The organism is Pseudomonas sp. TWR2-1-1 (genome assembly GCF_049897045.1).
In the GTDB taxonomy this organism is placed as follows: domain Bacteria; phylum Pseudomonadota; class Gammaproteobacteria; order Pseudomonadales; family Pseudomonadaceae; genus Aquipseudomonas; species Aquipseudomonas versuta.
This window is the reverse complement of record NZ_JAFCVM010000004.1, coordinates 60038-72731: the sequence shown is the minus strand read 5'-3', so window position 1 is coordinate 72731 and position 12694 is coordinate 60038. Positions and strand designations below refer to the sequence as shown.

Here is a 12694-nt window from a genome sequence, read left to right as displayed (position 1 = left end):
ACCCGCAGCGGTTATTCGCCCCTGGCACCTGATTCGATGGGGGTGTACCAGTGAACACTGGAGGCAACATGAAGGTGTTGTTGCTTTGGCGGCGTAAAGGGCGTGTCCAGTGTGCCCAGCGCTATCGAAACCCAGTCGCTGAATTCGCCATCAGTACGTGACCAGAACAGGGTCGAACCACAGTGCGCACAGAACTCGCGCAGCACTGACTCCGATGAGGCATAGGAAGTGATGCTGGCGCTGCCACTGAGCATTCGCAGTGCGCTGCGGGGCACGCTGGCATAAGACGCGAATGCTGCGCCGTGGCCTTTGCGGCACTGGCTGCAATGGCAGTGACTGACGGCTTTTGGTGCAGTGAGCAGCGCGTATCTGACTGCCGAGCACAGGCAGCTGCCCTGGTGGTTCCCGGTCATATATTTCTCCCTGAAAAGAGCCCCAGCTTAACCATCCTGTTGCGCTCAGTCGAACCTCTGCTTCTGACTTTGAGTGGGGCAATACGCCTTCACAAACCCCGCCTGACCGTAAATGCGGTCGCCAGCTGTCTAGCCTGCAGCCCCATCTATTTCGCCCTGAATTAACGCAAAAAATGCCTTGCGCAGTTGCCGCTGCCTGCTACATTATTTTGCAAGACGTTATATATCGTCATATCAAAAAGAAGAGCGAAACAAAGTTGTAAATTGCGTTGCGTAGTCAGCGCCGCCCGGTGGGGCGGCCCCCAAATAACGAAAACAATCGGGTGGGCATATGCAGGTTTCAGAAGGGCATTCAAAAGAACTGGCCCGCAAGCTGGGCTTTTGGCCGGTGTTGGCTATCGCGGTGGGCACCACTGTGGGCTCGGGTATTTTTGTCTCGGTGGGGGAGGTGGCCAAGGCGGCAGGCTCGCCGCTGCTGACCATCCTCGCCTTTGTGATCGGCGGGCTGATTGTTATCCCGCAGATGTGCGTGTATGCCGAGCTCTCTACGGCCTACCCGGAGAACGGTGCGGATTACATCTACTTGAAAAAGGCCGGCAGCCGGCCGCTGGCGTTTCTGTCAGGCTGGACCAGCTTCTGGGCCAACGACGCACCCTCGCTGTCAATCATGGCCCTGGCCATCGTCAGTAACCTGAACTTCATCCTGCCGGTAAGCCCGTTGTTCGGGAAGTTGCTGGCCACGGTACTGATCCTCTGCTTCATGCTGTTGCACCTGCGCTCCGTAGAGGGCGGGGCCACCTTCCAGACCCTGATTACCGTGGCCAAGATCATCCCCTTCACCATGGTCATCGGCCTGGGTATTTTCTACATCAAGGGCGACAACCTCACCGCAACCACGGTTTCCCAGTCCGGCCTGGGCCTGGGGTTGGGCGCAAGCCTGATGGCGCTGCTGGCCGGTATTTCTGCCACCAGTTGGTCCTACACCGGGATGGCGTCTATCTGCTATATGACCGGCGAAATCAAACAACCAGGCAAGACCATGCCCCGGGCGTTGATTGGTTCCTGCCTGCTGGTGCTGGTGCTCTATTCGCTGCTGGCGCTGGTGATCACAGGGATGATGCCCTTCGATCGATTGCTGGGCTCTGAAACGCCTATTTCCGATGCGCTTACCTACCTGCCGGCGTTGGGCGAAATAGCGGGGATCTTCGTCGCGGTCACGGCAATCATCGTGATCCTCGGCTCGCTGTCCAGCTGCGTGATGTACCAGCCGCGACTGGAATACGCCATGGCCAGGGACAACCTGTTCTTCAAATGCTTTGCCCATGTCCACCCGCGTTTTCACACACCGGATTACTCGATCATCCTGCAGTGCGCGCTGGGTATTGTGTTCGTCTACGCCTCTGACCTCACAGCCTTGCTGGGCTACTTCACCCTGGTCATGTGTTTCAAGAACACCCTCACGTTTGGCTCCATCATCTGGTGCCGTCGCCAGCCGGACTACAACCCCCTGTGGCGCACCCCGGCCTTCGGCCTGATGACCTTTCTGGCCCTGGCGTCGAGCCTGATCCTGGTGGCCTCCACATTTGTCTGGGCCCCGGTTCAGGGCCTGGTGTGCGCGCTGGTCGTGATCGCCACGGGCTTGCCTGCCTACGCCTACTGGGAGCGGCGCAACAAGCGCCTTGCCGCCCTCGAAGTACAACCGACCTGATTACCCCTGGAGACAACAACATGCTGGATATCGATAAAAGCACGGTGGATTTTCTGGTCACCGAAAACATGGTTCAGGAAGTCGAGAAAGTGCTGGCAGTGGATGTGCCCAAGGTCAAGGCCATTGTCGAACAGATGCTTGCCCGCGGCGTCGATCGCATCTACTTCGTGGCCTGTGGCTCGCCGCTGAACGCGGCGCAGACCGCCAAGCATCTGGTGGACCGTTACTCCGGTTTGCAGTGCATGGCCTATTCGGGGTGGGAGTTCTGCGACAACACGCCCCATCGGCTGGATGAGCGCTGCGCGGTGATCGGCGTGTCCGACTACGGCAAGACCGAAGAGGTGATCCAGGCCTTGCGCCTGGCCGGCGAACGCGGGGCCATGACCGCCGCCTTCACCAAGCGGGCGGACAGCCCGATTACGCAAGTGGCCGAACAAGTCGTGGCCTACGAGGCGGACTGCATCTGGGAGATTCACCTCCTGCTGTGCTACACCGTGGCGCTGGAAATGATCAGGCGGCTGGAGCCTGCCCCGCACCCGGATGTCGCCAGAATCGCCCGCGAGCTTGAACAATTGCCCCGGGTTCTGGGCGAGCTGGTACGTGGCTGGGAAGAAAAAGGCCGTGCACTGGGCGAGCGTGCCTCGGCCTGGCCGATGATCTACACCGTGGCCGCCGGCCCCCTGCGGCCGCTGGCTTACAAGGAAGGCATTGTTACCCTGATGGAGTTCACCTGGACCCACGGCAGCGTGTTCGAAAGCGGCGAGTTCCGTCACGGCCCGCTGGAAGTGGTCGAGCCTGGCGTGCCGTTTCTGTTTTTGCTGGGCACCGATGAAAGCCGGCATACCACCGAGCGGGCCATCCGCTTTGTGAAGCAATACACCGATGATGTGATCGTCGTGGACTACGCCGAGATCAGTCACGGCCTGCATCCCTGGCTGGCGCCGTTCCTGATGTTCGTGCCCATGGAGTGGCTGTGTTACTACCTCTCCATCTATAAAGACCACAACCCTGACGACCGTCGCTACTACGGCGGCCTAGTGGAGTACTGAGTGCCGCAGGGCGACCCGGGTCGCCCTGCCTTTTCACGGAGCAATGGTCATGAAAAGACTGGTTACTGTCGGCGACAACTGCATTGACGTATACCCGGCGCTGGGTCGAGGGTTTTCCGGGGGCAACGCGGTCAACGTTGCGGTGCACAGTGCCCGCCATGGCATGCGCCCGGCCTACATCGGCTGGGTGGGCGAGGATGCCTGGGGCGAACAGTTGCGACGCGAGCTGGGAGCCAAAGGCGTGGACGTCAGCCACGTACACGTCAAGCCAGGCAGCACCGCACTGACGTTCGTCGAGCTGCACGGCAGCGACCGGGTGCTGGGGGATTATGCGGAAGGGGTGATGAGCGATTTTTATCTGAGTGAACAGGACCTGGCCTGGATCGGGCAGTTCGATATGGTGCACGCGGGCATTTGGGGCCACGTGGAGCCTTACCTGGCCGGGCTCAAAGCCCGGGGTAAAATCATCAGTTTTGACTTTGCCGATAAATGGGACAGCCCGCTCTGGCGCGAGCTGCCCCCCAGCCTGGACTATGCCTTCGCCTCGGCGCCCGCGGACACCCCCGAACTGCGAGGCCGCCTGCGCGAAGTGACTGGCATGGGCGCAGGCACGGCGATCGCCACCCTCGGCGCTGAAGGCAGCCTTGCCTATGACGGCCAGCAGTTCTACCGCCAGTGCGCACTGCCCGTGAACATCGTCGACACCATGGGCGCGGGCGACGCGTTTATCGCCGGGTTTCTATATGCCGCAGCCTGTGGCCTCGGCGTTAAACAGTCCATGGAGCAGGGCGCAGCCGGCGCGGCGCGGACCTTGCAGTGCCAGGGCGCCTGGGACTGAACGCCGGCCCCGGAAAAGCTGGCGGCGCAAGCGGTAGCCCTTATACTGGCCGCCGTGTTCGTTATTCAACAAGGATGGTCCATGCCCGGCTTGCAGCGCAATTCGTCCCAGCGCCTCTATGCGGTGGTTCGCCAGCGGATACTCGAGGCCATCGAGCAGGGCGTGTACCCGGTGGACGGGCAGATCCCCACCGAGCCCGAACTGTGTGAACTCTATGGTGTGAGTCGCATCACGGTGCGCAAGGCAATCACCGACCTGGTGAAAGATGGCGTACTCACCCGGGTGCAGGGCAAAGGCACTTTCGTGCAAGGGCGCAAGGTCGAAAATGCTCTGCTCACGGTCAGCGGCTTTACCGATTTTGGCATTGCCCAAGGCAAGAACACCCGCGAAGCGGTGATCAAGCAGGAGTTGATTCCGGTGGACGATTACCAGCAACGGCTCGACGTGCCCCAGGGCGGGCGCCTGTTCAAGCTGGTGCGGGTGATGTACCTGGAAGACGAGCCGCTGTTCATCGACTATTCCTACATACCCTTGGCGCGCTACCCGGAATTTGACCAGCGCTACCAGCCCGGGCACTCCACCTATCAACTGCTGCATGACGACTACGAGACCAGCGTGCGCAGTGACCGCAAGGTCATCGACGTGTACACCGCCACCAAGGCCGAAGCCAAATGGCTGGGTTGCGAGCCCGGCGAGCCGTTATTCCGCATCGGCAAAACCGCCTACGACCAGCACGGCCGTCCCGTGCACTGTTCCGAGCTCTACTGCCGGGCCAACCGGGTGAGTTTGACCATCGATAATACTTCCCGTTGAAGCCATTCTCAGCTCACCGCCGGTAGTACCTGCTGCCGGAAACCGGGCGGGTGGAATGAGCAGTGGGTGTGTTGCGTTTCTGAAGACGCGAACGGGCGGGATGACTGCGGCGCACGTGGGGCCATCGCGGGCAAGCCCGCTCCCACAGGGGTTTATGCCGTCTCTGAAAACGCGAACTGGCGGGATGGCTGCGGCGCACGTGCGGCCATCGCGGGCAAGTCCGCTCCCACAGGGTTTTATGCCGTCTCTGAAAACGCGAACTGGCGGGATGGCTGCGGCGCACGTGCGGCCATCGCGGGCAAGCCCGCTCCCACAGGGGTTTATGCCGTCTCTGAAAACGCGAACTGGCGGGATGACTGCGGCGCACGTGCGGCCATCGCGGGCAAGCCCGCTCCCACAGGGGTTTATGCCGTCTCTGAAAACGCGAACGGGTGGGATGGCTGCGGCGCACGTGCGGCCATCGCGGGCAAGCCCGCTCCCACAGGGTTTTATGCCGTCTCTGAAAACGCGAACTGGCGGGTTGGCTGCGGCGCACGTGCGGCCATCGCGGGCAAGCCCGCTCCCACAGGGGTTTATGTCGTCTCTGAAGACGTGAACTGGCGGGATGGCTGCGGCGCACGTGCGGCCATCGCGGGCAAGCCCGCTCCCACAGGGGTTTATGTCGTCCCTGAAAACGCGAACGGGCGGGATGACTGCGGCGCAGTTGCGGCCATCGCGGGCAAGCCCGCTCCCACAGGGGTTTATGCCGTCTCTGAAAACGCGAACTGGCGGGATGGCTGCGGCGCAGTTGCGGCCATCGCGGGCAAGCCCGCTCCCACAGGGTTTTATGCCGTCTCTGAAAACGCGAACTGGCGGGATGGCTGCGGCGCACGTGCGGCCATCGCGGGCAAGCCCGCTCCCAAAGGGGTTTATGCCGTCTCTGAAAACGCGAACTGGCGGGATGGCTGCGGCGCAGTTGCGGCCATCGCGGGCAAGCCCGCTCCCACAGGGGTTTATGCCGTCTCTGTAGGAGCGAGCTTGCTCGCGAGCTGTTTAAAGACTGGCGCAATGACTGCGGCGTATTTGCGGCCTGGGCCACTGTAAACAGGCTGCTATATTCAATCCGCCCGATCACCCGCGTGTCCGCGGCCCCAAAAAACACTGGATTGAAACAGCATGATTGAATTGCTTATGGCTGTTCTGGAACTGCTGGGTCTGATTGATTCCCAGGCTAAAGAAGAGGGGCCCTTCAGGTGGTATCGGCGTTATCCGAGAGTGATACGCGGGGTTGTCATCACGTGCTGGACCCTGGTTTGTGCAGTGCTTTTGGTTTATCTGGTTGATTGGCTGGGCACGCTGCCCCTGTGGGGCAAGAGCCTGGTGATCGGGGTGATCGCAAGTCAGCTCGCAGGGTTTTTCATATTGCTGATTCGCCGGAACAAAGCCGGGCGCTGATTTCTCTGGATCATGCCACCTGAGCCGTCACTGTCTTGTCGCGCTACAGCTGTTTCACCGATGGTGTTTTTGTCCTGCCCGACTCCTCGATGTGAACAAGGCCAGTACCGCCGCGAGCACCAGCAAGATAGCGCTTGCGAAAAAGGTCATGCGGTAGCCACTCCCGTCGAACAACAGGCCGCCGACGCTAGAGCCCAGTGCAATGCAGAGCTGGATGACCGCCACCATCAGTCCACCACCGGCTTCAGCATCCTTGGGCAGCGCATTGGCCAGCCATGACCACCATCCCACAGGTGCAGCCGTTGCAATCAGGCCCCACAGCCCCAGCAATACAAAAGCTGCCACCACTGAGCTGCCAGCGACAATCAAGGAAAGGGCAATGGCGGCCATCAACAGTGGCATGCAGACAAGGACGCGGTACATGCCGGCTTTCAGGAAAGTACCGATCACAAGGGTTCCGACAACCCCCGCCACACCGATAACCAGCAGGATCATCGACAACAGGGAGACATCTACGCCTGTGACGGTTTCCAGGAACGGGCGCAGATAGGTGAACAATACAAACTGCCCCATAAAGAAGGTGCCCACACTCAACATGCCGAAACGGATCAAAGGGCTCTTGAGCAATCGAAAGACACAGCCAGCCCCCGTTTTACGCGGCGCCGCCGGCATGGCTGGCAGGCTGATCCACTGCCAGATAAACGCAATGATCGCTACCGGAATCAGGCAGAAAAAAGCCCCTCGCCAACCGATGACACTCCCCAGGTAGCTTCCCAGCGGGGCGGCCACTACGGTTGCCAAAGCATTGCCGCCGTTGAAGATTGCCAGCGCCCTGGGCACGCTACGGGGCGCAACCAGGCGCATGGCCATGGCTGCCGACATCGACCAGAACCCGCCAATCACCACCCCTATCAGCGCACGCCCCATCAGGTAGACCGTATAGTTTGGCGCCAGGCCGACCACCAGCCCCGACACGCACATGATTGCGGTCAGTAGCAGCAACAGCGTCTTGCGGTCCATAGCGCCCGCCAGCCTGGAAATCCAGAGGCTTGTCAGCACCGCGAAGGCACCGGAAATGGCAATGCCATACCCGGCCAGTCCTTCACTGATGTGCAGATCCGAAGCGATCGGCGTGAGCAAACTGACAGGCATGAACTCCGAGGCAATCAACGCGAATACGCACAGTGTCATCGCAAAGATGCCACCCCAGTGATCGGCGAGCGCTTCAGTCTGCGGCGTGCCGGTGGCATCACCTGTGGGGGTGTCTAGTGGTTGAGCCGTCATTCAAAAAAATCTCATCAAATAGCTGTTGGCTTGTTCCTGGGAATCAAGTTCACGCGACCGTACAGATCCACGTGACCGGCGCCGATCAGGCTCTGCGGGGATCAAGGTTTTCATAGCTGTATTGAGCGGTGTCTCGCCCATCATCATTGTTGCGCCCCAGACAGGTGACAGAGCTTGACGTATTCGAGATATCTTGATTAGTAGGCATAATCTTCATGCAGTTTTGAGAAAAACTCAGCAATGGCCCATACCAAAGTCAACGATATCCAGGCGTTTCTCGCGGTAGCACGCGATCGAAGTTTTACCAAAGCCGCCGCCAAACTGGGGGTTACGCCTTCTGCGCTGAGTCATACGATCCGCGCGCTTGAACAAAGACTGGGGCTACGGCTGCTGGCCCGCACGACACGCAATGTGTCGCCGACAGAAGCCGGAGAACGATTGATGCACTCGGTTGCTCCGCTTTTTGATCAGATCAACGCCGAGCTTGAAGCGCTGGGTGAGCTGCGGGACAAGCCCAGTGGCACGATCCGTATTTCCTGTACCGACGATCAAATTGAGTTGTGCATTCGGCCAATGCTTGCAGGCTTCCTCAAGCGCTACCCGGATATCACCCTGGAGTTCTACGTCGACTATGGATTTACCAACGTGGTCGAGGAGCGATTCGATGCTGGCATTCGCATGGGCGAATCGATCAGCAAGGACATGATCGCGGTCCGCATAGGGCCGGACTGGCGGTTGGCGGTGGTGGGCTCTCCAGAATATTTCGAACGCAACCCGGCTCCGGCTACCCCCCATGAGCTGACCGGGCATGACTGCGTGAATATCCGGCACCGACCATCAGGGGCGATCTACGCCTGGGAATTTGAAAACAATGGTCAGGCTTTTACGGTCAAGGCAGATGGACAGCTGGTGTTCAACAGCATCATCCATGTTCTGAATGCCGCCGTTGATGGCATTGGTTTGGCCTACGTACCAGAGCAACTGGTAGCACCGTATCTGGCCGACGGTCGACTCCAGGAAGTCCTGGCCCACTGGTGCCCCGAGTTTCAGGGTTACCACTTGTATTACCCCAACAGACGCCAGGCGTCTCCCGCCTTTACTGCATTGGTTCAAGCGCTGAAATATAGAAGCTGAGCGTTCCATCCCCAGGGGCGCTCTTAGCGGATGCGGGCTTCCCTTGGCCAGCGCCCGGCGGGCGAGGGCAAATATTTCAAAATGTAAAAAAAATGTCGAAGGCTTGGTTGTTATTGAGTTAGATTATCATTAGCGTTATCAAGAATGACGTCTTCCTTGAATATTCAGCCGTAGGAATTTCAGCTTGAAACATCGTCTCCCCGCCAGCCTTTTGCTTGCCGGCGCTTGCAGCGCCATGCCTCTGGTTTATGCCGCTGAAGATTTGACGTTACCTGCCATGCAGATCGAAGGCAGCAATGAATATGTTGACGCTCCCAGCGTGGGCTACAAGGGCAATCCGGCGTCCAGCACAACTCGTCTGGGGCTGACCGACAAGCAAACCCCGCAGGCGGTGACCACCATTACCCGCCAGGCACTCGACGACTTCAAGATCACCGGCATCAAGGATGCGCTGCGCTCGGCGCCTTCAGTGACGGTTGAGCAGACTGAAACCGACCGGACCGAATTCACTTCCCGCGGCTTCGATATCAATACCTTCCAGTACGACGGCGTGGGCATGCCGTTCGTGGGGACCGTGCTGGTGGGTGACCAGGATCTGGCCGAGTTCGAGCAGATCGATATCCTGCATGGCGCCAACGGCTTGATGAGCGGGGCAGGCAACCCGTCGGCCACGGTCAACTTCGTGCGCAAGCGTCCGACCGAGACGTTCCAGGCGCAAGTCGACACCCGTGTCAGCTCTTGGGACGGCCGTCGAGTGGACGTGGATGTTTCCGGTCCGTTGACGTCCACCGCCAATGTGCGTGGCCGCTTTATCTATTCCCATGACAAGGGCAATTCATGGATGGATCGCTACAGCCACGAGCGCAACGTTGCTGCCGGCCTGTTGGCGTTCGATCTGTCCGATGCCGACACCGTGACCGTGGGTTTCTCCCAGCACAATAGCGATTCCAATGGCAGCACCTGGGGTAACTTGCCGCTGGTCGATAATGACGGCAAGCCCATCCACTATGGCAGCCGCAGCTCCAGCATCGGCCAGCCGTGGACTTACTGGAACCTGCATACCCAGCGCGCATTCGCCGAGCTCAAACATGAGTTTGGCAACGGCTGGAACGCCACGCTCACGGCCACCGGCATCAATGAAAAGCAAGACACCAACATGATGTATGTCGCCGGGGTCAGCGGTGACGAGGCCTCGGTGTTTGCCGCCCACACCACCAGCGAGGCTCATCAGTTGCTGGGGGATGCCAGGGTCTCAGGCCCGTTCAGCCTGTTTGGCCGCGAGCATGAGTTGACCCTGGGGGCTGCCTACGGCCGTACCCATCAAAAGGCCCGGGAATACGACGCGGTTGAAGGGGGCTACTACGACGTATCGTTCCCGGACGTGTTGGCAGGGAATCTGGCCCGTCCGTCCTTCCTGTTTACCAGCGATACCAACACCCAGAACTTCAGCGACACCCAGAAAAGCCTGTACGCCGGTGCCCGATTCAGCCTGGCCGACGACCTGCACTGGATCGTCGGCGCACGAATGCTCAGCCTGGATGCTTCTGGCGATAGCTACGGTTCCGATTACTACACCCGCGCCCACGGCAAGGTCACACCTTATACGGGCCTGGTCTACGACCTCGACAAGCAGTGGAGCGTCTATGGCAGCTGGACGAAAATCTACAGCGCACAGTACAACCTGGGCGCCGACGGCAAGTTGCTCGCGCCACTGGAAGGCAAAAGCATGGAAGCCGGCGTCAAGGGCAGCCTGCTGGATAACCGCCTGAACCTCACGGCTGCTGCGTTCAAGACCGAACAGCAAAATGTGGCGGAGTACGCCGGCTTGGTCGACGGTCGATACGTCTATAACCCCATGGACTACAAGAGTCACGGCGTTGAGCTGCAAGCCTCTGGCGAAGCACTGCCGGGTCTTGACCTGCTGGGTGGCTACACCTACGTACGCATCGACAACGATGATGGCGACAGGGCGCGTAAATATGTGCCGACCCACAGCGTGCGCGGCATGCTGACCTATCGCCTGCCGAGCTTGCCAAAAGCCAAGGTGGGTACCCGGGTCAGCTGGCAGAGCGCGGTGGAGAACGACAATAACAGCGCGATCCGGCAAAACGCCTACGCGCTGCTCGACTTCATGGCCAGCTATGACATAGACAGCAACTGGAGCACGTCGGTGAACCTGAACAACGTCACCGACCGCAAGTACCTGCTCTCGCTGTACAACAGCGCCACCACTGCCAGCTATGGGGCGCCGCGCAACGTGGTTGCTTCTGTCACCTGGAAATACTGATCGCCCCTGAGGGTTCTATCTGATTGAGCCCCCGCTTCTGCGGGGGCAGTGGTGGCTGTCTTGATCTGAGTGCGCTGCACCATTACCCCTGCGCTTTTTTCAGCCCTTTCAAGCGCACATTCGCCCTCTGCACAGCGGCCATTTTTTCAGGCCGCTTCATGCGTTTCCACTTTCTGATGTCTTCCTTGCTTCGCCCGCAACTCACGCACAGATCACCACTGAGCTGGCAAATCGAGATGCAGGGGTTTTCGATTTCTTTAGCCATTGTCAGTCGCCTGGTTCACTTGTGATTGAGTCAGGCGACGGGCCCGTTCGGGTTTTCCTGGAGGCATTGCAGGTTCCTTTGAAGAAGGGGGGGCGCTTGGAATCAGAGCGCTCGAAATTCGACCGTCAGGTGGCTGACTTCGTGAACCGGCTTGAGACGCTCACGAATGCTCTCGGCGTTTGCAGTGGCCTCTCCCAGGACACTGACGATGGCCGCATGGGCTTGCGGTCCTACCCGCCAGACGTGCAAATCCGTGATGGTCGCATCCCCGGGTTTCTCCACCAGTTCGCGGATTTCCTCGGCAACGTGCACATCGGTCTGGTCCAGCAGTACACCTGCAGTGGCCCCCATCAGGGTCCATGCCCAGCGCGCGATAACGATGGCGCCGACGATGCCCATGGCCGGGTCCAGCCACACCCAGCCCAGATAGCGGCCGGCGAGCAGGGCAGCGATAGCCAGAACCGAAGTCAGCGCGTCTGCGAGGACATGGACGTAGGCCGATTTCAGGTTGTTGTCGTTGCCGTGATGAGCATGTTCATGGCCATGATCATCATGATCGTGGCCGTGGCCCAGCAGCAGGGCACTGACAATGTTCACGATTAATCCGGCAATCGCGATCAGCGTAGCGGTACCGAACTGAACTTCTGTTGGCTGCAAGAGGCGCATCACAGACTCAACGCCAATGCCCAGGGAGACCATGCCGAGAATCAATGCCGAGGCGAACCCGCCCAGGTCTCCGACCTTTCCGGTGCCGAAGCTGTAGCGCTGGCTGGACGCGTGGCGTTTGGCGTAAGCGTAAGCGAGGGCCGCGATGCCCAATGCTCCGGCATGGGTAGCCATATGAAAGCCATCGGCCAGCAACGCCATCGAACCCGTGAGATAGCCTGCGGTGATCTCGCCGACCATCATCACCACGGTCAGTGCCACCACCCAAAGTGTGCGCCTGGCATTTTCGTCGTGCGCCGAGCCAAGGAATACGTGCTCATGTGTGTGGTTGATGCTGTTCATATTGTTCACTTGGAGTAACGGCGAATGGCTTCAAGCAGCTCTTCGACGCCCTTGTTGCGTTCTTCTTCGCTCAACGAAGGGTTAGCAACATGCTCGCGGGCGTGGTCCTCGATGATTTGCTCCATCAAGCCATTGATGGCACCACGAGTGGCGGCAACCAGGTGCAGTGTTTTGGCGCAATCGAGATCCGATGCCAATGCCCGTTCAACGGCCTGGATCTGACCGGCAATACGTTTTACGCGTTTGAGAAGATCGTCTTTGTTTGCTGCGATATGACCCATGGGATACCCCTCCTGCCTATATGGCGAGCAGTATAGGTATACCCCCTATACCTATGCAAGGTGGTCGCGTGCAGTCATCGTCTACCTTTGCTGGCAGGCAAGGGCGGCTTAGATGGCTGGGGCAGGGTGGGTATGATTCGGATGCTTATCTCAAGGAGGTGCTGAAGCGGCTGCCTGCCT

At 59.7% G+C, this 12694-nt stretch carries 13 protein-coding genes; 8 read left to right on the top strand and 5 right to left on the bottom strand.

The genetic code is table 11. The annotated features are described in order from the left end of the window. Window positions 1-11 precede the first annotated feature (11 nt). Window positions 12-413, bottom strand: a complete 402-nt coding sequence (locus ACP7BO_RS11615; protein WP_426210481.1) for a GFA family protein — start codon at window positions 411-413, stop codon at window positions 12-14. Between the two features lie 331 nt (window positions 414-744). On the opposite strand from ACP7BO_RS11615, the gene frlA reads away from it, so the two are divergent. The 6 genes from frlA to ACP7BO_RS11585 all read left to right on the top strand — a co-directional run bounded on the left by frlA (window position 745) and on the right by ACP7BO_RS11585 (window position 6255). Continuing rightward, complete coding sequence (gene frlA, locus ACP7BO_RS11610; RefSeq protein WP_426210479.1) at window positions 745-2121, top strand: fructoselysine/psicoselysine transporter FrlA; 1377 nt, start codon at window positions 745-747, stop codon at window positions 2119-2121. Window positions 2122-2141: 20 nt separating this feature from the next. Further along, entirely contained in the window at window positions 2142-3170 is a 1029-nt protein-coding gene (gene frlB / locus ACP7BO_RS11605) for a fructoselysine 6-phosphate deglycase (protein WP_426210477.1), read from the top strand. 49 nt (window positions 3171-3219) lie between these two features. Further along, entirely contained in the window at window positions 3220-4008 is a 789-nt protein-coding gene (gene frlD / locus ACP7BO_RS11600) for a fructoselysine 6-kinase (protein ID WP_426210475.1), read from the top strand. A gap of 81 nt (window positions 4009-4089) precedes the next feature. Continuing rightward, entirely contained in the window at window positions 4090-4821 is a 732-nt protein-coding gene (locus ACP7BO_RS11595; protein WP_073510030.1) for a GntR family transcriptional regulator, read from the top strand. Window positions 4822-4887: 66 nt separating this feature from the next. Next, window positions 4888-5904: a hypothetical protein gene (locus tag ACP7BO_RS11590; protein WP_426210473.1), complete on the top strand. Its 1017-nt coding sequence runs from the start codon at window positions 4888-4890 to the stop codon at window positions 5902-5904. A gap of 72 nt (window positions 5905-5976) precedes the next feature. Next, on the top strand, window positions 5977-6255 hold the full coding sequence (locus ACP7BO_RS11585) for a hypothetical protein (protein ID WP_426210471.1): 279 nt from the start codon (window positions 5977-5979) through the stop codon (window positions 6253-6255). A gap of 54 nt (window positions 6256-6309) precedes the next feature. On the opposite strand, the gene ACP7BO_RS11580 is transcribed toward ACP7BO_RS11585, so the two are convergent. Beyond that, window positions 6310-7539: an MFS transporter gene (locus ACP7BO_RS11580; protein WP_426210469.1), complete on the bottom strand. Its 1230-nt coding sequence runs from the start codon at window positions 7537-7539 to the stop codon at window positions 6310-6312. 240 nt (window positions 7540-7779) lie between these two features. On the opposite strand from ACP7BO_RS11580, the gene ACP7BO_RS11575 reads away from it, so the two are divergent. Next, the gene (locus tag ACP7BO_RS11575; protein ID WP_397456398.1) at window positions 7780-8673 is read left to right on the top strand and encodes a LysR family transcriptional regulator; all 894 of its coding nucleotides are present in this window, start codon (window positions 7780-7782) and stop codon (window positions 8671-8673) included. 235 nt (window positions 8674-8908) lie between these two features. After that, complete coding sequence (locus ACP7BO_RS11570; protein ID WP_397457216.1) at window positions 8909-10960, top strand: TonB-dependent siderophore receptor; 2052 nt, start codon at window positions 8909-8911, stop codon at window positions 10958-10960. A gap of 82 nt (window positions 10961-11042) precedes the next feature. Here ACP7BO_RS11570 and ACP7BO_RS11565 read toward each other — a convergent pair whose 3' ends face one another. From ACP7BO_RS11565 to ACP7BO_RS11555, 3 genes are all read right to left on the bottom strand, one after another. Continuing rightward, window positions 11043-11225 (bottom strand): DUF1289 domain-containing protein, encoded by a 183-nt coding sequence (locus tag ACP7BO_RS11565; protein ID WP_397456400.1) that lies wholly within the window; start codon window positions 11223-11225, stop codon window positions 11043-11045. Window positions 11226-11327: 102 nt separating this feature from the next. Further along, window positions 11328-12233, bottom strand: coding sequence for a CDF family Co(II)/Ni(II) efflux transporter DmeF (gene dmeF / locus ACP7BO_RS11560; protein WP_426210466.1), 906 nt, complete (start codon window positions 12231-12233; stop codon window positions 11328-11330). Window positions 12234-12238: 5 nt separating this feature from the next. Beyond that, window positions 12239-12514, bottom strand: a complete 276-nt coding sequence (locus tag ACP7BO_RS11555; protein ID WP_397456402.1) for a metal/formaldehyde-sensitive transcriptional repressor — start codon at window positions 12512-12514, stop codon at window positions 12239-12241. Window positions 12515-12694: the final 180 nt, after the last annotated feature.

Bases quoted from the DNA above. Each gene is read 5' to 3' on its own strand.
- ACP7BO_RS11615 (WP_426210481.1), bottom strand. From the start codon at position 413: ATGACCGGGAACCACCAGGGCAGCTGCCTGTGCTCGGCAGTCAGATAC.
- frlA (WP_426210479.1), top strand. From the start codon at position 745: ATGCAGGTTTCAGAAGGGCATTCAAAAGAACTGGCCCGCAAGCTGGGC.
- frlB (WP_426210477.1), top strand. From the start codon at position 2,142: ATGCTGGATATCGATAAAAGCACGGTGGATTTTCTGGTCACCGAAAAC.
- frlD (WP_426210475.1), top strand. From the start codon at position 3,220: ATGAAAAGACTGGTTACTGTCGGCGACAACTGCATTGACGTATACCCG.
- ACP7BO_RS11595 (WP_073510030.1), top strand. From the start codon at position 4,090: ATGCCCGGCTTGCAGCGCAATTCGTCCCAGCGCCTCTATGCGGTGGTT.
- ACP7BO_RS11585 (WP_426210471.1), top strand. From the start codon at position 5,977: ATGATTGAATTGCTTATGGCTGTTCTGGAACTGCTGGGTCTGATTGAT.
- ACP7BO_RS11580 (WP_426210469.1), bottom strand. From the start codon at position 7,539: ATGACGGCTCAACCACTAGACACCCCCACAGGTGATGCCACCGGCACG.
- ACP7BO_RS11575 (WP_397456398.1), top strand. From the start codon at position 7,780: ATGGCCCATACCAAAGTCAACGATATCCAGGCGTTTCTCGCGGTAGCA.
- ACP7BO_RS11570 (WP_397457216.1), top strand. From the start codon at position 8,909: ATGCCTCTGGTTTATGCCGCTGAAGATTTGACGTTACCTGCCATGCAG.
- ACP7BO_RS11565 (WP_397456400.1), bottom strand. From the start codon at position 11,225: ATGGCTAAAGAAATCGAAAACCCCTGCATCTCGATTTGCCAGCTCAGT.
- dmeF (WP_426210466.1), bottom strand. From the start codon at position 12,233: ATGAACAGCATCAACCACACACATGAGCACGTATTCCTTGGCTCGGCG.
- ACP7BO_RS11555 (WP_397456402.1), bottom strand. From the start codon at position 12,514: ATGGGTCATATCGCAGCAAACAAAGACGATCTTCTCAAACGCGTAAAA.